The sequence below is a fragment of the Nostoc sp. CCY 9925 genome (genome assembly GCF_963920935.1).
In the GTDB taxonomy this organism is placed as follows: Bacteria; Cyanobacteriota; Cyanobacteriia; order Cyanobacteriales; family Nostocaceae; genus Nostoc.
Window position 1 is genome coordinate 57801 of record NZ_CAWUDO010000030.1, and the last position, 21284, is coordinate 79084.

A 21284-nucleotide genomic window follows, 5' to 3' on the forward strand; every position below is an offset into this window, starting at 1 on the left:
TTTATTCTGAAGCAGATAATTAAATAAAGAAAAATGTCATTAGCTATATCTTCCACACCTCAGGGATTTAGTGCATTCATTACTAATTTGGGAATCCGAGATGCAACAGATGATTTTGTCTTGATTAAATCAGAAGTTCCTTGTGTTGCTGATGGAGTTTTCACTCAAAGCCTTTTCGCAGGGCCGAGTGTTACTATTAGCCGGGATAACTTAAAAGATTCACAAGCACAAGCAATTGTCGTTATATCTAAAAATGCAAATGTCGCTAATGGCTCTGTTGGTATTGCTGACGCCCAAGAGATTTTACAATTAGTTGCAGCTGAAACTGGAATTGCTCCACATAATATTGTTATAGCTTCTACAGGTGTCATTGGCAGACGTTACCCCATTGAAAAAATCCGCGTCGGTTTATCAGGATTAGGGAAAAAATTGACTACTGCTGATTTTGATGCCGCAGCCCGTGGTATTATGACCACCGATACAGTGGCGAAATTAGCTACACGTCAAATCGGCAATGCCAAATTGGTGGGAATTGCCAAAGGTGTCGGTATGATTGAACCTAATATGGCTACCCTGCTAACTTTCTTTTTTACTGATGCTGCTATTGAAGCAAACAGTCTGCGTTCGATTTTTCGCTCTACTATCGATAAAACATTTAATTGCCTGAGTGTAGACACTGACACTTCTACTAGTGACTCCGCCGTAATTTTAGCAAATGGTTTAGCAGGCGAAGTTCCACAAGCAGATTTTGCTAATGCATTGCAAGAAGTTGCACATGAATTAGTACTGAAAATTGCCCGAGATGCAGAAGGCGCTACTAAGATTATTCAGGTAACTGTGGATTCTGCTATTAACTATGCACAAGCTAAAAAAGTAGCTAAATCAATTGTTAATTCACCATTAGTCAAAACCGCCGTTTATGGAGCAGATCCGAACTGGGGAAGGGTTGCTATGGCTATAGGCAAATGTGAAACTGAACAACAAATAAATCCCGAAAAAGTTGTTATCAGGTTTGACAATGTGAAAGTTTATCCTAATAGTTTAACTGAGGAAAATCTGGAAGAGCTGCGCCAAATTATGTCTAAAGATAAAGTAGATATTCATGTTAGCCTGAATATTGGTGATGGCGAAGCCTCTCATAGAGAAGCTTCTGCAACTGTGTGGGGTTGCGATCTTACAGAAGGTTACATAGAAATTAATGGCAAATACTCAACTTGAGTATTGTGGTTACCGCACAGGTAAGTACGGAAAAAATAATTAACACAGATTAACACAGATTCTCGTAAGGTAGCACAGCTAGCTGTGCTATCCACATACATCTATTAGTCAAATAATTTGACACAGGTAATTATTATGTATTATAGTGTAATACATAAAAGATGAGTTAGATTAAGAAGACTTGCTAGCCAGTACAGTACGGTGAAAATAAACTTAACATTTGTACGTAATTAGTTGATATTACGAGAAAATTTTTTCAAAATCTCCTAGTTCATCACAAAATAACTCAATAACGCTAGATAATCTAGATAAATATGGATTTTGACTATTATAGAAGCAATGATGGCAGTCCTGCGAATAATACTCGTCAAAGCTTACTTGCTAGCGGTTGGCGGCCGTTTCACCGAGAATTAGACTGGGGCTTTTTATGGCATTTATTATCTCATGACTCACGCGAATTAACTCAAAAAAGTTTAAATTTAGCAAGTAATGTTGCTGATATTTTGGGACGGCATAATTATGCTTGGTGGGCAAATGTATTAAATGTTGTATCTGAGAATACACGTTACGAAATTGAAAAATTTTGGAATTACATCACACCAGATCCTCAATCACCAGATCACCGCTACAAAGATGTTTTGAGTACGGAAACGCCGATAGTTCAATTTGTCAGTCGTAGTAGTATTCCCATTGATTATGTTCTGAATCGATTGCAGGAAATTACTGTACTGAGAGTTTTACGTTTGTTAGCTCGCCCTGACATTATTACTCAATATTATTCTGAAAGAGATTTTTACTTTCCTGTAGAAAAGTTTTTTAGTTGGGAACGGTTAGATGTAATCAATACTGTTTATGCTTACTGGTCTGAACATGACGTTTGGTTGCAAATAGATCCTTACGATCGCGGACGACGACAATATACTTTAATGGCGAGAAATCTAGCGCCATTAATTAATAAAGCAACTTACGACTTAGCAGTAATGCTGAGTGGATATCAAAGTCGTGTAGGCAAAGTTCACAGCCAATTTCCCGTTCGCACATTTCCATTAGATATCCAAAACTTTACTGATTCTGTACAGCAAGCAATCCTCAATCAAAATCAGTTGGCGGTTGTTGTACATGGAGAACCGGGGACGGGTAAAACAGCTTGGACACAAGCAGTAACAAAAGAAATTCTTGTACCTTTAGGTTTTGTAATTTTCATTTTAGATCATGATGCGATCGCCAACTTTGTGCCGCCCACTTATTTAGAACGGATTTGTATCGTCATCAACGAAGCCGATAATCTAGCCCAAAATCGTGCATCTGAAGTAGCACAATACAATAACAAAACCGAACACGTTCTCAGTTTGCTAGATGGTACTTTGTATCAAAGTGTAATTGATGACTCTGGCATTCAGATGAACCAACGGTTAGTTGTCTTAATGACTTGCAACACTACTGAAAGATTAGATCCAGCCATGTTACGTAAAGGTAGGGTGGATTTAATGTATGAGTTTACGCAATTGTTTGTGTAAATTCATTTTTGAAAAACAAAACTACAGATAAATTATCATTCCGAATCTCTGTTTATTTTTTGCTTGGAAATCTTAAGCCTTAGATCCCCGACTTATTAAAGAAGCCGGGAATTTTATTATTCACCAATAATTAACTGTTTATATAGATACATATTTTTATATTTGATAATAATATACTTGATTATCTCTTACTGCACTTCAATTAATTAACACAAATTTGCAATTTTAATGAACACAACATCAAAAAGTCAACACCAAAAAACCGCTCTGATTACTGGAGCAGCTAGTGGAATAGGCTACCAATTTACCCAGATTTTTGCCCGTCATAATTATAATCTTGTGTTAGTAGATAAGAATGAGCAAAAACTTACTGAAATTGCAGAAGAATTGCCGCAAAAATTTAGTATTTTTGTCAAAACTTTTACTAAAGATTTATCTATACCAACATCTCCAGAAGAAATTTTTGCAGAACTACAGCAAGCATCCATTAAAGTTGATGTGCTGATTAACAATGCTGGTTTTGGTTCTTACGGAACATTTAGTGAAACAGACCTCACCACTGAACTAAAAATGTTACAGGTAAATATGGTGAGTCTGACTCATTTAACTAAGTTATTCCTCAAAGATATGATTGAGCAGGACTATGGAAAAATATTAAACGTTGCTTCAGCTGCTGCTTTTCAACCAGGGCCTCTAATGGCAGTTTATTTCGCTACTAAAGCTTATGTTTTATCATTTTCAGAAGCGATCGCTAATGAATTAGAAGGTACGGGTGTCAGCGTGACTGTTCTTTGTCCAGGGCCTACAGCCTCAGAATTTCAACAAACAGCTGCAATGCAAGACTCGAAAATTGCCAGTGTTAACAGAATGATGAGCACAGAAACCGTTGCCAGTATTGGCTATCGTGGTTTAATGGCAAACAAAACTGTTGTGATTCCTGGGATGAGAAATAAGATCTTGACTCAAAGCATCAGATTTACACCCAGAAATTTAGTCACAAAAGTTGTTAGAAGTATGCACGAACTCAAAAATAGCAAGTAACTTCATATCTCGCAATTTTTGATGATGCAATAAAGATTCGCGGACGAGTGACGCGAATCTTTAATTTTTTTCTATGTTAAATAATAAATTTAAAATATTTGATTTTCTCCGGAATTTCTTGTAGAGGTCTTGTAGCTAAACATGAGTGTGAGGATTTCCAGACCAAAACTTACCAGGGAAATAAATAGTTGTGAAAATTCAACAATTTATTACAGAAGCACTTAGTTTACCTAATAATGCGATCGCTTACCATATCAGTCAGGAATTAGCAGCAGTTTGCGGTTTTGTGAGAACAAATGAGCAGCACAACTATTAGTAGTGAAGCCTAAGTAAATTAGAATGAAACTCTATCGATTTCAAACTCCTACTGAATTTTATGGAAGGGTGAAAGATTACTTGCTCAATCAAGAAGCACAGCATAACTTACTGTTAGGAATTAGTCATACATTGATTGAAAATCCCGAACATTTTGACGAAAAGCCTTATTTGGCAACGGTGGAGGAAAATGGAGATATTGTGGCTGTAGCCATGAGAACACCACCTAGAACATTGCTGCTCTCACAGATTAAAGATTTTCAAGCAGTGAGATTACTCGCCCAAGATTTATCTATCTCCTACCCATCACTACCAGGAGTCAATGCTCCCACAGATGAGGCAAAAGCCTTTACTCTAGCGTGGCATTCGCTGACTGGTCAATCCTACCAGTTGAAAGTAGCTTTGCGTACCTTTCAATTAGAAAAAGTAAAGCCAATTTCTCAAGTTCCAGGTTATTTACGTCTGGCTACAGACAACGACCGAGAACTTCTGAAAAATTGGCATGAAGCCTTTTCTCTAGAAGCTTTGGGCGAGATTGAGCTAGATGCAGAACGCTGGGTTCAACGAGTTTTACAGCGAGGTACTGCTTACCTTTGGCAGCACGAAGTACCAGTTTCAATTGCTTGTCATGGTGGAACCACGCCCAATGGTGCGCGGGTTGGTATGGTGTACACACCGCCAGAACATCGCCGTAGAGGCTACGCCAGCGTTTGTGTGGCAGCTTTGAGTCAGACTTTACTAGATCGAGGAAATCGATTCTGCTTTTTATTTACTGACTTGGCAAACCCAACATCCAATCATATATATCAAGAAATTGGCTACCAGCCAGTAGGCGATTGGGATAATTACTCTTTGGGGGAACCCCCGCAACGGAGTAGCTCCTCATGAGCGACTGCTTTGGGAAGCCTGTGCTCCAACAACTTTGGGCAACGCACTGGCTCCCCAACCTACGCAGTTTAAGGTTTTTATGCCCCTAGGAATGATCTGTATTCTATGCAATTGAGAACTGCTATAAACAAGAGCAAGAATCTTTAATAGTACCGTCGATGCCTAAAGATAACTTTGTTACCATAACCGATGTCCAAGCAGCACAAGCGCGACTTTTGGGGATTGCCCATCGCACGCCCGTACTGACTTCTAGAATTGTTAACGATCGCACTAATAGCCAAGTATTTTTTAAGTGCGAAAATTTTCAACGCACCGGTTCATTTAAATTTCGAGGTGCATACAACGCCTTAGCGCAACTATCCCCAGCACAAAAACAAACAGGCGTTCTCACTTATTCATCGGGAAATCATGCCCAAGCGATCGCCTTAGCTGGACAACTACTAAATATTCCCACTACTATTGTCATGCCTGATGATGCACCCACTGTTAAACAAACTGCCACTCGCAGTTATGGCGCAGAGGTAATTTTGTACAATCGCCAAACAACAAACCGGGAAGAATTAGCCCAAAATTTAGCAAGCGATCGCCATCTCACACTGATTCCGCCATACGATCACCCCCATGTAGTTGCAGGACAAGGTACAGCAGCTTTAGAACTGATTCAAGAAGTTGGTGAATTGGACTTGTTGTTAGTTTGTTGTGGCGGTGGTGGCTTGCTTTCCGGTAGTGCGATCGCCACCAAAGCACTTTTACCTGATTGTAAAGTAATCGGCGTAGAACCGACACTTGCCGATGATGCCACCCGTTCCTTTCACAGCAAAACCCTGCAAACTGTCAAAAATCCCGATACCATAGCTGACGGCGCCCGGACTCCTAGCCTTGGTCAAATTACTTTCCCCCTAGTGCTGCGTTACGTCGATGATATGGTGACGGTATCTGAAGAAGCGATCGTTCGCACCATGTTTTTCTTATGGGAACGTCTAAAAATTGTCGTTGAACCCACTGGAGTACTCGCCGTCGCCGCCTTACTCGAAGGTGTAGTCACAGCACCACAAGCCAAGATTGGTGTCATCATCAGCGGTGGAAACGTAGATTTGGCGCAAGTTGGTAAATTGTTTTCTCAGTGTTAAGGAAATTCAAAAATCAAATGTGCAGACTTGAAAATTGGCTTAAAAAACAGTAAATCAGGTATTTTTGCTAAAATCGTTTACATATGTTAACATTGTGTCCTTAATTTTAGGTGCAATTACTCAATATGACGCTCATGAAGGCTGTTCTCAAGGATTCAGAGCAAGTAACTCGGTTCTTTTCTCACCTTCAATTTGATGGAAATAAACTCAATCATCAACCAGGTAGTGTATTAGGAAGTACAGCCTTGATTGCGGGAACCACGGTCGGGGCTGGGATTCTCGCCCTACCTGCGGTGACTCTCCCATCAGGGGTTTTGCCATCGACATTTGGGTTAATTGCTGTTTGGCTCTACGCTTTAGTTTCAGGGTTGTTGATTGCAGAGGTGACTTTAAACACCATGCGTCTAGAAGGGCGTCCGAGTATAGGTCTATTGGGAGTTGTTGAGAAGACTCTTGGGAAATTGGGGGCGCGAGTTGCTAGCGGTGCATATTTATTCATGCACTACGCTTTGTTGGTAGCATACATCACCGAAGGTGGAGAGATTTTAGGAACTGCGATCGCAAAATTCTGGGGTGTGCAGAACATATTGCCTACATGGGTGGGTACAACCGCTTTCACACTCATCTTTGGTGGTGTAATGTATGTTGGGCGAGAAAAGTTTATTGAGAAATTAAACAGCGCCTTTGTGGGAATTGTCATTGTTTCTTTCTTGGGACTTTTATTGCTAGCAGCAGGGCAAGTTAAGAGTAGCCAATTGTTAATTCAGAATTGGAGTGCCCTTGGTAGCGCGGTTTCAGTTATGTGTGTAGCAATGTTTTACCAAAACATTGTACCGGTGGTTGTGACGCAACTTGAAGGAGATGTCCGCAAAATTCGTCAGTCCATCTTGATTGGTTCGTTGATTCCCCTAATCATGTTCTTGGCGTGGAATGCTGTCATTTTGGCAAGCGTCAGTCCGGATATGGTACACAGCACATCTGTTAGCAAAACTGTTTTTGATCCACTACAAATTTTACGAGCCGGTGGTGCGGGAGAATGGTTAGGAGTACTAGTATCAGTGTTTTCAGAGTTTGCGATCGCCACATCATTCATTGGATTTGTATACGGATTATTGGATCTGTTCAAAGATATTTTTCTCATTGCACAGGGCAAAGTATCTAGTCGCTTCCCCCTGTATTCGCTGGTTCTTTTCCCTCCGATGACTCTCGGCACTCTCAATCCCAGCATCTTTTTTACTGCCCTAGATTACACAGGAACATTCAGCATCTCGGTTTTAGGTGGAATTATTCCAGCGTTAATGACTTGGAAGCAACGTCAAGAACAAAAAAACTTGAATACCATCAATCAACCACTCGTTCCCGGTGGTAAGGTTACACTCATTGCGATGATTGCCGTAGCATTAGTCTTAATGGTCCGACAAATTATGTCAATTTACACAAATTAAAACTATCAATCAAAATTGTCATGTAGTATGTAAACAGCTTATTGTAGTATTGTTAATCCCAACCACAATCAAATGAGTGATTCTCGGCTCATCAAAATCAGTAAATATCTGAGCAAATATCTGCGACACACACCAGATGCAATTGGAATTGAACTAGCTCCTGGTGGTTGGGTTGCTGTTGATAAACTACTTACAGCTTGTGCTAAAAACAAGTTTCCCATTAACCGTCAGGAATTAGAGTTAGTAGTTGAATCTAGCGATAAACAACGCTTTTCTTTTGACTCTACAGGTACTATGATTCGTGCTAATCAAGGACATAGTGTAGAAATTGATTTACAATTAGAACCTATTGTTCCTCCAGATCGGCTTTATCACGGTACTGGACACAAATCTGTAAAGTCAATTCTAGAAACAGGACTTTGCAAAATGTCGCGCCACCACGTTCATTTATCGAGGGATATTGCTACAGCGGAGAACGTGGGGGCAAGACATGGGAAACCAGTAGTTTTTATTGTAGATGCTGCGGCAATGCATCAGGCTGGTTACATCTTTTATTGTTCTGATAATGGTGTTTGGTTAGTGGATAGTGTGCCACTTGAATATCTACAAAAAATTTGAACTCAAAAAGCTGATTTCCTACTCCCATAAGGGAGGAAATGAAGTCCAAAAATCAAGCAAATTAATACATAACTCATTGTTAGCAATAAGAGTCACCACTTCATAGCGATCGCAGAAGTTTTCGGTCTACTGACAGTAGCTCTTAAACTATAAGGCTAAGTATAAAAAATGCCTCTAGCTTGAGAATGATAAAAATTATCTAACTAAAGATAGGTTAGGTTAAATATTTTATTGTCTATAAAAAAAAGTAATTCTTTTTAAAAGAGAAAACTTTTTTGATTAGTCTTTCATTTTGTAGCTGTCCGGCTTGCCCAAATGCTGAATACGATTAAGGGCAACACATTGCAAAAATAACTCGACGGCTTGATTGTCAAAAAAGCGTCGTCTTAACTTGCGCCGAAAAATGCTTTTGAGTCGAAACATAAGCTGTTTTAGACAAAGAACGTCGATGATAGCCGGACTCCTATTTTCATTGCTTACATCCAACTTGATGCAACCGACGCAGATTTTCATCCCTTGGATGAGGTGGAGCTTTACAGTTAGCGTGTTGTTGAATCTTAGCATTAGAACGAGGTGGAATTATAGCTTTGGCAATACTACCTCGCAGCTTTATCGTACTCCTTCCAATTGCGAACTCTTTAATTAGCTTTGGCTTTCGTCCTCATCCTCAAACGAGCATGAAGACAATAAGTAAAAAATTAGTTCTGCACAGGACTTAAAGAGAATATCAATGAACTCAAAAAGGAGAAAAACCATGTCGAATATTGACAAAATGCTCGAAAGCACTTCTGCTAATCAAGACCTATTTGTTGATTTAAACGAAAAAGATGCTGAAACAGTTAGTGGCGGATTAGAGACATTTACTGTTCGTAATCAGACGAATCTTCGGATACCTTACACGGTTGATGGAGAACAAACAAACCGCCCGTACGGTGATAGTGTGTGGACTACTGGAAAAGGAGGAGAAATTGATTTTGACTATGATTTCGGTGTTCCAGGAGTGCAATCGCGCAAATACAATTTGAACAATGGACGTACATATGCATTTCGATACGACACCAGAACTGATTATGGTCAAGATATCGACCTTTATGACGTAACCTAATAGAGTAGCTAAACTCTCAATCAAGTCGGGTCAACTGACCCGACTGTATTTTCTTACTAGTCTCAACTACAGTTGGTAAAGTGTGTTAATTTTCCCTAAGCTTAATACCTATATCTTATGGTAGAAGGAAAACAGTATTGTAATTTCTAAGCTAGTTATTAACTTTTCTGATGGATTAATTTATGCTGAACATTATTGCTTGGATAATTCTAGGTTTGATTGCCGGAGCTATAGCAAAAGCTATTTATCCCGGTCGTCAAGGTGGTGGAATCGTTGCAACTATGGTACTAGGTATTGTAGGTGCTGTAATTGGCGGAATTTTAGTTACTCTTTTAGAGACAGGTAGATTTCAATTAGCTGCTGCATCCCTTAGCATTCCTGGTATAATTGTTGCCGTAATTGGTGCAATCATCGCTATCTTTATATGGAATTTAGTGGCTGGACGTGCCAGTTATTAGTTGAATCGAATTGCTAGAAAAATTATGATTGGAGCTAAGCTTTTAGTCAATTTTGCCCCAATAAAAAAACTCCACTTTTTCAAAATTAGTGGAGTAATTAATGTTAGACTACCAGTAATAAATCAGTACTAAAATTATCACTGATATTTCACAAGCTAAACTAACTTAAAGCTTTTTTGATTTCATCTTTGATGTTTTCTACAACGTGAATACCTTGGGCTTCAGCTTGCTTCGTCTGTCCTTCAACTTTATCTTGGGGATTACCTGTCAATTCACCCACAACCTCTTGAATTTTTCCTTCAATATTTTTTGCAGTAGCTTCGATTCTTTTTTCGGCACTCATGGTTTTATCTCCGGCTTGTAGTTGGTTAAGCTACTACCAAATTTAATAGTAATGTATTGTTTTTTACTTCCATCAAGGGAAAGAAAAATTACATAAATTATAGTATCTTAAGAAGGGTGCCGAATAGCGCAGCGGCATATAGTGTAAGATATAAATAATTAATGAATAAAACTTATATATATCTTGAAGAAAAAGTCACATACAATCAGCAGATAGATATGTAGGGGCGTACAGTTATATGCCCCTAAAGCTGATTTATATGTTGCTGATCAACCTAGATATGTAGGGATTGCTTTGCCAATTGTAATTATATAAAGCAAATTTTCAAAAAAAAGGAAAGTCAAGGGGTGGGAACAAAACGTCATAAAAATGTCTGGAGAAGTGAGATTAATGACATCATTCGGGGTGCGTGTGGAGGTTTTTTATTTGGCATACCTTTGCTGTATACAATGGAGGTATGGTGGATTGGATCGCTGGCAAAACCACAACTAATGATGATGGCGATCGCCCTGATGTTTATTGTAGTTTTCTTGCTCAATCAAACAGAAGGTTTTCGCAAACGCAGATATAGCTGGCAAGCTCGTCAAGCTGCAATGGATACGGTAGAAGCAATAGCGATCGGAATAACTTGCTCTACGTTTGTGCTGCTACTATTGCGAGAATTGACCCTAGAAACTTCCCTGAGAGAATGTTTAGGTAAAATTATCTTTGAAAGTGTACCTTTCACTTTTGGTGTAGCATTAGCCAACCAGTTTTTGGGAGACACTAGAAACAACGATGGGGACGAGCAAACAATACCTGCGAGATATGATGCGGCTAAGAAAAACGAGAGCGAAATAGACGCCACCTTAGCAGATATAGGTGCAACCCTAATTGGTGCGATCGTCATTGCATTTAATATTGCCCCAACAGATGAAATTACCATGTTAGCAGCCGCCGCTTCACCACTTTGGGAGTTAGCAATCATCGCTGCATCTTTGCTGATTTCTTATGGCATCGTATTTCAGGCAGGCTTTTCTGACCAACGAAAGCGAAGACAGCAAAAAGGAATTTTCCAAAGACCATCTAGCGAAACCATCATGTCTTACCTGGTTTCACTACTAGCAGGCGCTTTTATGCTGTGGTTCTTTCAAAAATTGACTTTTAGCGACCCCTGGACAATGTGGTTAGATCACACCTTAATGTTAGGTTTACCTGCAACTATTGGCGGTGCAGCTGGTAGGTTAGCCATATGACTAAAACAGAACAACAACCAAAGCGTTCCCTCGCTGAGTGGGTGACATTCAGTGTCGCCTCGTTTATCCTAGCCATAATTGTGAGTTTAGTAGTCTACACTTGGCTAAACGAAAAAAATCAACCTCCTGTTATTTCTGTCAGCAGAAAAGAAACTATTCGGGAAATTAATGGACAATTTTATGTACCCTTTGAAGTTGCAAATACTGGAGGAGATACAGCCGAGTCAGTTCAAATTATTGCTGAGTTAGTAATTGATGGTAAAGTTGCAGAATCAGGAGAACAACAAATTGACTTTTTATCTAGTCGAGAAAGAGAAGAAGGCGCATTTGTATTCAGCCAGAACCCCCGCCAAGGTAAATTAAATCTGCGTATTGCTAGTTATAAATTGCCATAATTTAGCAAAATTGAGAAGCGGAACGGGAGAAGCTCTGCATCCTGCCATGCAGCACTTTCAAGTCAATGAATTACACATCTTAAGATGAAAAGTTATAGTTTATCGATTTTCAAGACTTCTTCAACAAAAGACTCTACCCATTGCAAATATTGTGAACCTGCTATTACTGCGGTATTATTATGCTCGGCTGCTGGAACTAACAATAGTTGCTTTGGTTCAGGAGCAGCAGCATAAAGTTTTTGGCTCATGAAAGAAGGTACAGCCGAATCAGCAACACCATGAATGAATAAAACAGGCACTTCTAAGTTTGGCAATTTTTTAATCGATTCAAACTGCTGTGTCAAGATTAAATCTACAGGAAACATCGAAAACATGTTTCGATAAGTGATTAAATCCCGGATGGATGTAAAAGAGCTTTCCACGATTAAACCAGCAGCTTGTGGGTGTTTCACTGCTAAATCAATGGCAATCGCACCCCCCAAAGAATGACCATAAATAAAAATTTGCCTGGGTAGAATTTGTTGTTGGTGTACCAAGTAATTCCAAGCTGTGAGTGCATCCTCATAAACCCGCTTTTCATTGGGAAAAGAACCTTCACTGCGACCATAACCCCGATAATCAATCAGCAACACTGAAAATCCTAACTGATAAAATCGATTAGCATGAGCTACATTTGCACCAATATTAATACCGTTACCGTGCAAATATAGCAATACCTTGGCATTTGGTTGCTTAGCTTTTATCCACCAACCATGAATATGTTCCACCTTACCTGTCTTAAGAACTACAGGTAACCAAAGTTCTTCGTAAGCGAGATTAAAAAACTCTGGTGTCTTTTCAATAACAGCAGCAGGAAAGAAAATGAACCGAGTTTGGCTAATAAAAAGAAATAGACAGATGCCTAAGTAGGTAAACGCTGCAATTATCCCAGCCCAGAGTAACCATCGTGTAAATACTGGTATTATAAATTGCAAATTGTTACTTTTCATCCTTACCCGATTACTTGCTTTTTAAAGTGTTTATTGTAACATATAAATACTTAGTGGAACGTGCTTTAGCATTTTAAAATCCACGATTAAACCATAATGAAAAAAATTTATCTGAAAATCAAATATTTAGTAAATTTACGTATGCATTTTTAAGTCTTCATCAATGAAAGTAGAATTAGCCCATACCAGGAAAAGACTGTGACAGCCTTAAACGAAGCTCAACTAGAGCAACTAAAAGAAATCAGCAGACACTTGCGACAAGTAAGACAACAAAAATCTATACGCATCGAAGAAATAAGTGAAAAAACAATGATTCGATTAGGCGTTTTGGAAGCATTGGAAAAAGAGCGATTTGAAGAAATGCCAGAGCCTATTTTTCTTCAAGGATTCATCCGTCGTTATGGAGATGCCTTAGGGCTAGATGGAAATGCTTTATCACACATGCTGATAACCAATGTTGTCCGCCAAGACTCTAAAAATGCTCATAAGAATTTAGATAAAAAACGAAATACATATATACCTCTTGTTCTGACCTATATTTTATTATTAGTAAGCGCATCTGCTGGGCTTCTTCATACACTTAATCCACGGCTTACAGCTGAATCAGTGACTCCAGAAGATAACAATCAGCAGTCGATAGTCAGTAATCAGTGAGGGAGATGGGGAGATGAGGGGCAGAGGAAGCAGAGAAGCAGGGTGCAGCGGAGAAGTTCGTCCCCTCTACTCCCTTCTCCCTACTCCCCTGCCTCTTTCAATGCCCAATGCCCCATGCCCCATGCCCAATTTTCAAGATATTTGTGGTTTACGCAGATGCCAATTAGTGGATTGCTCATAAGCATGAGCTACCTGAAAAAGTTGGTCTTCTCGTAGCACATTACCAATTAGCTGTAATCCTATGGGTAACCCTCGATCGTCAAAACCACATGGCAAACTTAAGCTAGGTAAACCAGCAAGATTTACGGGAATAGTCATCAAGTCATTTAAATACATACTTAAGGGGTCAGTAGTTTTTTCCCCTGCTTTGAATGCTGTAGTGGGAGACGTGGGACAGACTAACACATCAACCCTACCAAAAGCCTTTTCAAAGTCTTGCTTAATCAGCGTGCGGACTTTTTGAGCTTTCAAGTAATAGGCGTCGTAATAGCCAGCCGAAAGTGCGTAAGTGCCGATCATAATCCGGCGTTTGACTTCTGTACCAAAGCCACTGGCACGGGTACGAGTGTACATCGATAGCAAATTATCAGCATCAGCAGCTCGGTAACCGTATTTCACACCATCGTAACGGGCTAGGTTAGCTGAGGCTTCCGATGGGGCGATAATGTAGTAAGTAGGTAAGCCATAGCGAAAGCGTGGACAGGAAATAATATGAATTTCCGCTCCTAAAGCTTGTAGTTGGTCAACTGCTTTAGTAACAGCTTGTTCCACTACAGAATCTAGACCTTCGCCAAAAGTTTCTTTAATTACACCAATTCTGAGCTGACCTCTAGGTTTAAAGTCTGGTTTTAAGCTAGCAGCGTAGTTGGGAATGGGAACTTTGAGGCTAGTGGAATCTTTGGGATCGTAACCTGCGATCGCGTTCAATAATATCGCAGCATCTTCTACTGTGTTTCCAAATGGCCCAATTTGGTCTAAAGACGAAGCATAAGCCACCAAACCATAACGCGAAACCAAACCATAAGTTGGTTTCATCCCCACAACACCGCAGAAAGACGCAGGTTGACGAATTGAACCGCCAGTATCAGAACCGAGAGCAACCACACATTCTTCGGCTGCTACCGCTGCTGCGGAACCACCAGAAGAACCACCCGGAACTCGTGACAAATCCCAAGGGTTAGCTGTGACTTGGTAGGCAGAGTTTTCTGTGGAACTACCCATCGCAAACTCATCTAAGTTGGTTTTACCCACCATCACCGCCCCAGCATCTGCCAGTTTTTGTGTCACCGTTGATTCATAAGGCGGCACAAAATTTTCCAAAATCCGGGAGCCACATGTGGTGGGAATCCCCTTAGTACACATATTGTCTTTAATACCCACAGGAATGCCTGCTAGCAGTCCAATTTCTTCTCCCGCAGCGATTTTGGCATCCACAGTACCCGCCTGCTCTAATGCCCGTTCTGCCGTCACACATAAAAAGCTGTGTAATTTTGGCTCTAAGGCTTGAATGCGCTCTAAAGCTTCTTGGGTAATTTCAACAGCAGAACGTTCTTTTTTTACTAGCTGTTCGTGCAACTCGCGGATGGATACCATGATTGCTCTCTTTGTGACTCAAGTCCTTGATTTTAGTACATATTGGATGGATTGGGGAGTGGGGAGTGGGCATTGAGGAGTGGGAATTAGTTATTAATGAGTGGGGAATGGGAAGTGGGCATTGGGCATGAAGTCGAGGGAAAACACTTAGTTACAACTTGTCCTCTACTCCCAAATCCCAAATCCCAAATCCCCAGTCCCCAGTCCCTAATCCCCTTACTAAGCGTATTAATATGTATTTAAATGTGTTTAATAAGCTTTTAAAACATTAATTATCTGCTTATTAACTGTCTATTTATTTGTTTATTAAACTTTTGATATATTATGGTTAACTTTGTGTAAGAGTATAGCAATGTTTTCTAGCGTTGAAGACTTGTATTATCGATACTACTAAATTTACAATTTTCATCATTTTATCAATTAATTAATTTTGTTTGCAAAATTTGTTTTCAGAGGGGGTAGGATGGTAAAAATACTAACACGCAAATATTTAGGCAGGCAAAATGTCTATGATATTGGGGTTGAACGAGACCATAATTTTGCAATTCAAAGCAGTTTAATAGCTTCTAATTGCTTCAATAAATCCCATTCAACTGCCTACGGTTATGTAACTTATCAAACAGCATATTTAAAAGCTAATTATCCATTGGAATATATGGCGGCACTGTTAACGGCTAACAGTGGTGATACAGATAAGGTACAAAAATACATTACTAACTGTACAAATATGGGTATTCCCATAGATCCGCCAGATATTAATCGTTCTGGTGTTGATTTTACGCCGACGGCAGGAAAGATTTTGTTTGGATTTTCAGCCGTGCGTAACGTGGGACAAAATGCAATCGCCACTATTTTATCAGCCAGAAATGAGACCGGAGAGTTTAAATCTCTAGCTGATTTTTGCGATCGCGTCGATTTACGTGCAGTTAACCGCCGCACTTTGGAGTCACTCATTTACTGTGGAGCTTTTGATAAAATTGAACCTAATCGTCAACAGTTAATTCATGACCTAGAATTAGTATATGATTGGGCACAATCTCGTGCTAAAGATAGAGCTAGTGGTCAAGGGAATCTCTTTGATTTATTAGGCGATGGATTTTCTCAGACTCAAAATAAAAGAGTCAATAATGCTTTTGAAACTGCTCCTAAGGCTAAATCTGTGGGGGATTTTCCGCCACAAAAAAAATTACAAATGGAGAAAGAATTATTAGGTTTTTACGTATCAGACCATCCACTCAAATCTTTACGGCAAATAGTACCACTTTTGACTCCGATTAATCTTTCGCAGCTTGGAGAGCAAAGGGAAGATACAAGACTTTGTGCAGTTGTCATGTTGAATAATGTCAAAAAAGTCGTTACTAAAAAAGGCGATCAGATGGCAATTTTGCAAATAGAAGACTTAACTACACAAGTAGAAGCTGTAGTTTTTCCCAAAACTTATGAACGCATTAGTTCCCTACTCCAAGTTGATACTAGATTGATTATTTGGGGAAAAGTAGATCGACGTGACGAGCAAACTCAATTTATTCTTGAAGATGCCGAACCAGTAGAAACAGTACAAATGGTAATGGTGGAGTTAAATCCCCAGCAAGCAGTTAATATTGAAGAACTACATCGCTTGAAAACAATTTTGCAAGAACATTCACCAGACAAAGAAAAGGCAAAAATGCCAGTAATTGGAGTTATACAAACTGAAAATTCGCGTAAACTTGTTCGCTTGGGTTGGCAATTTTGCGTACAAGATTCTAGAATCACTGTTCAAGCTTTACAAAACGCTAGATTTCCTGCTCATATAAAATCGCTGACTGGTAGCTGAGATTAGAAGTGAAAAGTCCACCAGTACTGAAAGTAAATTCAGTTAACAGTTTTACTCAGCTGTCAACAGTAAATTACCTTAAGTAGTTAGGATTTTGATAGTTTTTTTAGTTACTTATGCGGATGAAATTTCTCTTAAGGAAGTGGTATCTTTTTATGCCATGACCTTGACGCTGCGACCGGGGGAAGGAGTTATAACTTGATGATCGTTAACGAGCTACACAAATTTGTTTCATACTGTAAAAGAATTCAACCCCAAACTCACGAAGACATTCAAAAATTTTTTGAAGGGGTGCTGTTGTTTCCTTATGATAAGGAACTCCTGTTGCAGGCTTATTTATTTTTGAATATTAAAGACTTGTTTCCCTCGTGCGCTGAATTGTTACTGTTTGAAAAATCACCAATATCAGATTATACAGATTTAGGTAAATGTGATTTTGTTTACCTGACTTTTAAAGGCAGTCTGTTTTTAGTTGAAACTAAGTTTATTGATACAGAGGCAACAGGAGCAACAGAAAGAAAAAGAAGAAATAAACACAGAAATAAAGTATTTGAGCAAGTTATTACTTTAAAAGGTCGATTTAGTGAATATTGGAATATGAGGTTAGATCAATTAGAATGTGGGGTTTTCACAACAGATCCAGAAGTTGCTTGGCGAGGAAATAGTGTGAATGTCACATCTAAATCAATATCTATAGACCATTTAGAAAAATGGCGAAGAAGTTATCATACTATTCAAAAAGGTTGTGAGCCATCAAACATTATCAATTCCAACCAAAAATCCATTATCCATTAATGGAATTGTAGAAACCGAACTAGTTTTTATTAAGTCAGCTGCCAGTTTTCGTTTTTAATCTTTAGCAACTTATAATTAACTATAATCCTGGCTCACAATATTTTTTATTTTGGAGCCAACTAATTATTTATTATAATTAGAATCTGCTAAAACGAGAATTCGAGCATTTTCTGTCATATACTTATTTCCAAGTGATTGATTTTCTGCAATTAATATTTCTTGCAACCTAGTCAATAAATTTTCATATTTTATATGAAGCTGGTTTAAATTATTTAAATGTTTAGAGATTTCGTCTTTATTTGGATATCTTGATTCGCATACTTTTCTAAGTACTTGTTTTATCATTCTGATTTGTTCTTTTGTTCTAGCTAAACCAGTTTCAATTATTTTTTTTGATCTAGCAGCTTTTTGTTTAAATTGAAGCGCAGATTCTTCAATATAGTTGTTCATTACACTATTAACAACTTCTGCCGCTAAATTCAAATCTGTATGGGAATATGAAATATTGAAAATCTCGCTATATTCAAGACTTTGAAACTTTTCAACCTTCAAATTTCTCATCAACTTTTCTGGTAAAAGAGATTTAGAGTTAATATTACTTAATTTTAATTCTTGGATAACGCGATTTATGATTTTAGGCGAACGAATTTCATCTATTATCAAAGAATTAGAAATATTTTCTCGTAGTACTCCTTTTTTAACAAACAAGTAACCCGTCACTTGACATTTAGAGTTGTCACAAGCAAGTGAAGTACCTGTCATTCCGAAACATAGCAAAATTATTAGTAATTTTTTATTAAGATAACTAGAAATAGACATTTTCCATTTTATGTAAAAAAAATCTATGTAATTATTACTATAATATTACTCAAACTCTAATTTGGAAAAAGCAGCTTCTTTTCATATAGTCAAGCTATTAACCCAATGCACAGAAAACCTCCATTCAAACTTTGGAAGACAGATTTTAGATTTTGGGTTGACAATATCGTTCTGAATATAGGTTTATATCGTTGCCAATGCTAGTAGTCAGGAAAAGTATTTTGTCGAACTAGAAGTATCTTTGACCCGGAAAATATGTCAGATTACTTGAATAAGTACCAAACGTCTGACAGGAAAACCATAATAATGAGAATTTGGGCTACTACTGCTGTGCTAGCTTCTTCTTGGCTAATATTTGGGGTCATAGCTTCTGAGCCAATCAACGCTACTTCTGTTGTAGTACAAAATGCCACGTCATTTCCTACACCAACAAGCCTGAAAAAGATTACTGTTAGTAACGCTGAGTTTGGGTTGAAGAGAGTTGACGCCAAAGGTAACGTTACCATTTTTCAGACAAAAGCAGTGCCACTTCAGCAAGGAAACGCCTACGGTTGGCGAATTAAACTTAAAGATTACCGAGGTGAAGTGAAATGGCGGGAAGTCTTACGTTTACCAAAACCTCCAGAAACTTGGGGTACAGATAACGGTGAAGACTTCTCAATCTCCGCAGATGGTACTACATCTGTAACGCGGCGTACACAATCTGCCCCTGACGGTGTGATTGAGAATTTTTGGACGATCGCTCCTGGCGATCCAGTTGGTAAATATAAAATAGAGGTCTATATTGATGACCGTTTAATTAATACTTTCGAGTTTGAAGTTATTCCAGTCAAGCGGATATGAAAGGGCGTTGGTAGCACAGACGCTATTAATCGCGTCTGTACAAGAGTGAGGAGTTATTCTCCTTGTCTCCCTCATCTCCCCCTATCCCCTTGAGGAGTATCTTAAAGATAGAAGTTTGATTTTTGTTGGGTGGCGATCGTGAATACAGACGAATTCCTACGATTGATGGAAAAACAGCGCCCATGTCCTCAGACATTGCCAAAAGCGCTGCAAGCAATGTGGTACGAAAAGAAAGGTGATTGGAGCAAGGCTCATGAAATAGTTCAAGATGCCAGCGATGCCGATAGTGCTTGGGTTCATGCTTACCTGCACCGCAAAAAGGGCGATTTGAATAATGCGCGTTATTGGTATCAACGCAGTGGCCAGCAAGAGTTTGCTGGAGAGCTAAGCCAAGAATGGGAACAAATAACTTCTATATTGCTGAAAAAGGTCAATGTGATGCATGGATGCTGAGGAATTAAAAAGGCGTTATGCCGCAGGGGAGAGATATTTTCCAGCCCTCAACTTGAGTAGGTACAAGTTTATTGGAGCCTACTTACCTGGGATTAATTTATGGGGATCTGACTTGAGTGGAGCTAATTTAGCTAAAGCCAAACTTTGGGGAGCAGATTTGAGTAGAACTAACTTAGCCAGAGCAAATTTGACTAGGGCGAATTTGAGCGGTGTCAAACTCAATGAAGCGAATCTCCGGGGAGCTAAACTCAAATATGCCAAGTTGTATGGAGCAAATCTGACTGGTGCTTATTATGATGAAACTACCCGGTTTTCTAAAGGTTTTGACCCCGTTAGTCAAAATATGCGAAAGGTGTGACTCCTTCCTCACAGATAAATCTGATTTAATTTAATTCATGCGTCCTCGCCAGAACATTTCGGAAATATTTTCGACTTTCATCCAATTTGAAGCCGATCGCTTCAACTGTTGGGTATATGATGCCAAACTACGGCGCAGTATCCAAAATTGCTTGGTACAAATATCAGAAACGAAACACTCAGAAAATTTTTGGGCAATTTACTGGCATAAGAACTGGCAAAATCAGCCTAACTCTCTAGCTGAAGGTCATATTTCGGCTTATCTCCAAGAAACCTGTTATTGGTCAGCTCAAAGGACAATTCCTCAAATTGCTAGTGTGCAGTGTACCTTGTCTGACTGTTTTCAAATAGCGATCGCCGAAGTACCAAAAATCCTCAAAGCTTGCGATCCTGACCAAAAAGCCACCCTCAAAAGCTACAGCAATGTGGCTTTTGGCAATGTGATTCGTGATGCTTTGCGGCAAAAACAAGAAATAGATTTTTGTAACGATTGGGCATTGCTACTAAAATTGAGCCGCAAGCGACTAGAGGAATCTTTACACAATGCTGGGCTAACAGATGAGACTATTGCCTGTTACTTGTTAGCTTGGAAATGTTTTGTAGATGGTTACATTCTGGGCAAATCTTCACAAGTACGGAAATTGCAAAGACCCAACCAAGATACTTGGGAAGCAATTGCTCAACTCTACAACCGCGATCGCTTAACACAACTTAACCCACTCAGCACAGAATCCAACGCCCAAACTCTAGAAAAATGGCTGCTGTTATCTGCAAAACACGCACGTTCTTATTTATATCCTGTGGTTTCTTCACTCAACGCTCCTAAAACAGGTCAAGCAGATAGTGAATTACAAGATGATTTACCAGACACTACTCAAAATGAATCTTTATTAGCAGATTTAATCGCTAGAGAAGAAGCCGAAACTCAAAAAAATAAACAACAAGAAATCCAGAATTTATTAATTACTACGTTGGGAAAACTGCCTCCGCAATCACAAGAATTGCTGCAATTGTACTATCAACAAGGACTGACTCAACAACAAATTGCCAAACAACAGCAAATCCAGCAATATCAAGTATCGCGGCAATTGGCGAAAACTAGAGAATCTTTATTACTAGCGATCGCCAAATGGAGTCAAGAAACAATGCATATTTCTCCGACTTCCAACGTGGTTAAACATATTAGTGCAGTATTAGAGGAATGGTTACAGAATTATTTCAGTAATTTAGAACCTCAGTCCTCAAAGGAGCAGTAGC

The 21284-nt window shown here is 39.1% G+C and carries 23 protein-coding genes; 19 read left to right on the forward strand and 4 right to left on the reverse strand.

What is annotated here, in order from left to right; all coding sequences use genetic code 11:
* Positions 1 to 33: 33 nt before the first annotated feature.
* From argJ to ACM0OY_RS17205, 10 genes are all read left to right on the forward strand, one after another.
* Positions 34 to 1218, forward strand: coding sequence for a bifunctional glutamate N-acetyltransferase/amino-acid acetyltransferase ArgJ (argJ, locus tag ACM0OY_RS17160; protein ID WP_414570049.1), 1185 nt, complete (start codon positions 34 to 36; stop codon positions 1216 to 1218).
* A 314-nt stretch (positions 1219 to 1532) separates the two neighbouring features.
* Entirely contained in the window at positions 1533 to 2735 is a 1203-nt protein-coding gene (locus tag ACM0OY_RS17165; protein ID WP_414570050.1) for an AAA family ATPase, read from the forward strand.
* Between the two features lie 228 nt (positions 2736 to 2963).
* The gene (locus ACM0OY_RS17170; protein WP_414570051.1) at positions 2964 to 3776 is read left to right on the forward strand and encodes an SDR family NAD(P)-dependent oxidoreductase; all 813 of its coding nucleotides are present in this window, start codon (positions 2964 to 2966) and stop codon (positions 3774 to 3776) included.
* 190 nt (positions 3777 to 3966) lie between these two features.
* Positions 3967 to 4092: a hypothetical protein gene (locus ACM0OY_RS17175; protein ID WP_414570052.1), complete on the forward strand. Its 126-nt coding sequence runs from the start codon at positions 3967 to 3969 to the stop codon at positions 4090 to 4092.
* 23 nt (positions 4093 to 4115) lie between these two features.
* Positions 4116 to 4979, forward strand: coding sequence for a GNAT family N-acetyltransferase (locus ACM0OY_RS17180; protein WP_414570053.1), 864 nt, complete (start codon positions 4116 to 4118; stop codon positions 4977 to 4979).
* Positions 4980 to 5137: 158 nt separating this feature from the next.
* Complete coding sequence (locus ACM0OY_RS17185; RefSeq protein ID WP_414570054.1) at positions 5138 to 6109, forward strand: threo-3-hydroxy-L-aspartate ammonia-lyase; 972 nt, start codon at positions 5138 to 5140, stop codon at positions 6107 to 6109.
* Between the two features lie 134 nt (positions 6110 to 6243).
* The gene (locus ACM0OY_RS17190) at positions 6244 to 7554 is read left to right on the forward strand and encodes an amino acid permease (RefSeq protein ID WP_414570076.1); all 1311 of its coding nucleotides are present in this window, start codon (positions 6244 to 6246) and stop codon (positions 7552 to 7554) included.
* 72 nt (positions 7555 to 7626) lie between these two features.
* Positions 7627 to 8172 carry an RNA 2'-phosphotransferase gene (locus ACM0OY_RS17195; protein ID WP_414570055.1) on the forward strand — a complete coding sequence of 182 codons (546 nt, stop codon included), beginning with the start codon at positions 7627 to 7629 and terminating at the stop codon, positions 8170 to 8172.
* A 754-nt stretch (positions 8173 to 8926) separates the two neighbouring features.
* Positions 8927 to 9277: a hypothetical protein gene (locus tag ACM0OY_RS17200; protein ID WP_414570056.1), complete on the forward strand. Its 351-nt coding sequence runs from the start codon at positions 8927 to 8929 to the stop codon at positions 9275 to 9277.
* A gap of 185 nt (positions 9278 to 9462) precedes the next feature.
* Complete coding sequence (locus tag ACM0OY_RS17205) at positions 9463 to 9735, forward strand: GlsB/YeaQ/YmgE family stress response membrane protein (protein WP_414570077.1); 273 nt, start codon at positions 9463 to 9465, stop codon at positions 9733 to 9735.
* Positions 9736 to 9895: 160 nt separating this feature from the next.
* Here ACM0OY_RS17205 and ACM0OY_RS17210 read toward each other — a convergent pair whose 3' ends face one another.
* Positions 9896 to 10078, reverse strand: coding sequence for a CsbD family protein (locus ACM0OY_RS17210; protein WP_414570057.1), 183 nt, complete (start codon positions 10076 to 10078; stop codon positions 9896 to 9898).
* 347 nt (positions 10079 to 10425) lie between these two features.
* Between ACM0OY_RS17210 and ACM0OY_RS17215 the strand changes: the two genes are divergently transcribed.
* Together ACM0OY_RS17215 and ACM0OY_RS17220 are read left to right on the forward strand one after the other, a co-directional pair.
* Positions 10426 to 11313: a TIGR02587 family membrane protein gene (locus ACM0OY_RS17215; protein WP_414570058.1), complete on the forward strand. Its 888-nt coding sequence runs from the start codon at positions 10426 to 10428 to the stop codon at positions 11311 to 11313.
* On the forward strand, positions 11310 to 11708 hold the full coding sequence (locus ACM0OY_RS17220; protein WP_414570059.1) for a TIGR02588 family protein: 399 nt from the start codon (positions 11310 to 11312) through the stop codon (positions 11706 to 11708). The genes ACM0OY_RS17215 and ACM0OY_RS17220 overlap by 4 nt, the downstream gene beginning before the upstream one ends.
* A 92-nt stretch (positions 11709 to 11800) precedes the next feature.
* Here the strand turns inward: ACM0OY_RS17220 and ACM0OY_RS17225 are convergent, their stop codons facing one another.
* A complete protein-coding gene (locus ACM0OY_RS17225) occupies positions 11801 to 12697 on the reverse strand; it encodes an alpha/beta hydrolase (protein ID WP_414570060.1) in 897 nt (298 codons plus the stop codon).
* A 198-nt stretch (positions 12698 to 12895) separates the two neighbouring features.
* On the opposite strand from ACM0OY_RS17225, the gene ACM0OY_RS17230 reads away from it, so the two are divergent.
* Positions 12896 to 13351: a helix-turn-helix domain-containing protein gene (locus ACM0OY_RS17230; RefSeq protein ID WP_414570061.1), complete on the forward strand. Its 456-nt coding sequence runs from the start codon at positions 12896 to 12898 to the stop codon at positions 13349 to 13351.
* A 132-nt stretch (positions 13352 to 13483) separates the two neighbouring features.
* On the opposite strand, the gene gatA is transcribed toward ACM0OY_RS17230, so the two are convergent.
* Positions 13484 to 14944, reverse strand: a complete 1461-nt coding sequence (gatA, locus tag ACM0OY_RS17235) for an Asp-tRNA(Asn)/Glu-tRNA(Gln) amidotransferase subunit GatA (protein ID WP_414570062.1) — start codon at positions 14942 to 14944, stop codon at positions 13484 to 13486.
* Between the two features lie 463 nt (positions 14945 to 15407).
* Between gatA and ACM0OY_RS17240 the strand changes: the two genes are divergently transcribed.
* Together ACM0OY_RS17240 and ACM0OY_RS17245 are read left to right on the forward strand one after the other, a co-directional pair.
* Positions 15408 to 16760: an OB-fold nucleic acid binding domain-containing protein gene (locus ACM0OY_RS17240; RefSeq protein ID WP_414570063.1), complete on the forward strand. Its 1353-nt coding sequence runs from the start codon at positions 15408 to 15410 to the stop codon at positions 16758 to 16760.
* Positions 16761 to 16961: 201 nt separating this feature from the next.
* A complete protein-coding gene (locus ACM0OY_RS17245; RefSeq protein ID WP_414570064.1) occupies positions 16962 to 17555 on the forward strand; it encodes a hypothetical protein in 594 nt (197 codons plus the stop codon).
* Between the two features lie 123 nt (positions 17556 to 17678).
* On the opposite strand, the gene ACM0OY_RS17250 is transcribed toward ACM0OY_RS17245, so the two are convergent.
* Positions 17679 to 18374: a hypothetical protein gene (locus tag ACM0OY_RS17250; protein WP_414570065.1), complete on the reverse strand. Its 696-nt coding sequence runs from the start codon at positions 18372 to 18374 to the stop codon at positions 17679 to 17681.
* Between the two features lie 306 nt (positions 18375 to 18680).
* Between ACM0OY_RS17250 and ACM0OY_RS17255 the strand changes: the two genes are divergently transcribed.
* The 4 genes from ACM0OY_RS17255 (at position 18681) to ACM0OY_RS17270 (ending at position 21283) form a co-directional block, all read left to right on the forward strand.
* Positions 18681 to 19217 (forward strand): hypothetical protein, encoded by a 537-nt coding sequence (locus ACM0OY_RS17255; RefSeq protein WP_414570066.1) that lies wholly within the window; start codon positions 18681 to 18683, stop codon positions 19215 to 19217.
* 138 nt (positions 19218 to 19355) lie between these two features.
* Positions 19356 to 19670 (forward strand): hypothetical protein, encoded by a 315-nt coding sequence (locus ACM0OY_RS17260; RefSeq protein WP_414570067.1) that lies wholly within the window; start codon positions 19356 to 19358, stop codon positions 19668 to 19670.
* On the forward strand, positions 19660 to 20028 hold the full coding sequence (locus ACM0OY_RS17265) for a pentapeptide repeat-containing protein (RefSeq protein WP_414570068.1): 369 nt from the start codon (positions 19660 to 19662) through the stop codon (positions 20026 to 20028). The genes ACM0OY_RS17260 and ACM0OY_RS17265 overlap by 11 nt, the downstream gene beginning before the upstream one ends.
* 37 nt (positions 20029 to 20065) lie before the next feature.
* Positions 20066 to 21283, forward strand: coding sequence for a sigma-70 family RNA polymerase sigma factor (locus ACM0OY_RS17270; protein WP_414570069.1), 1218 nt, complete (start codon positions 20066 to 20068; stop codon positions 21281 to 21283).
* Position 21284: the final 1 nt, after the last annotated feature.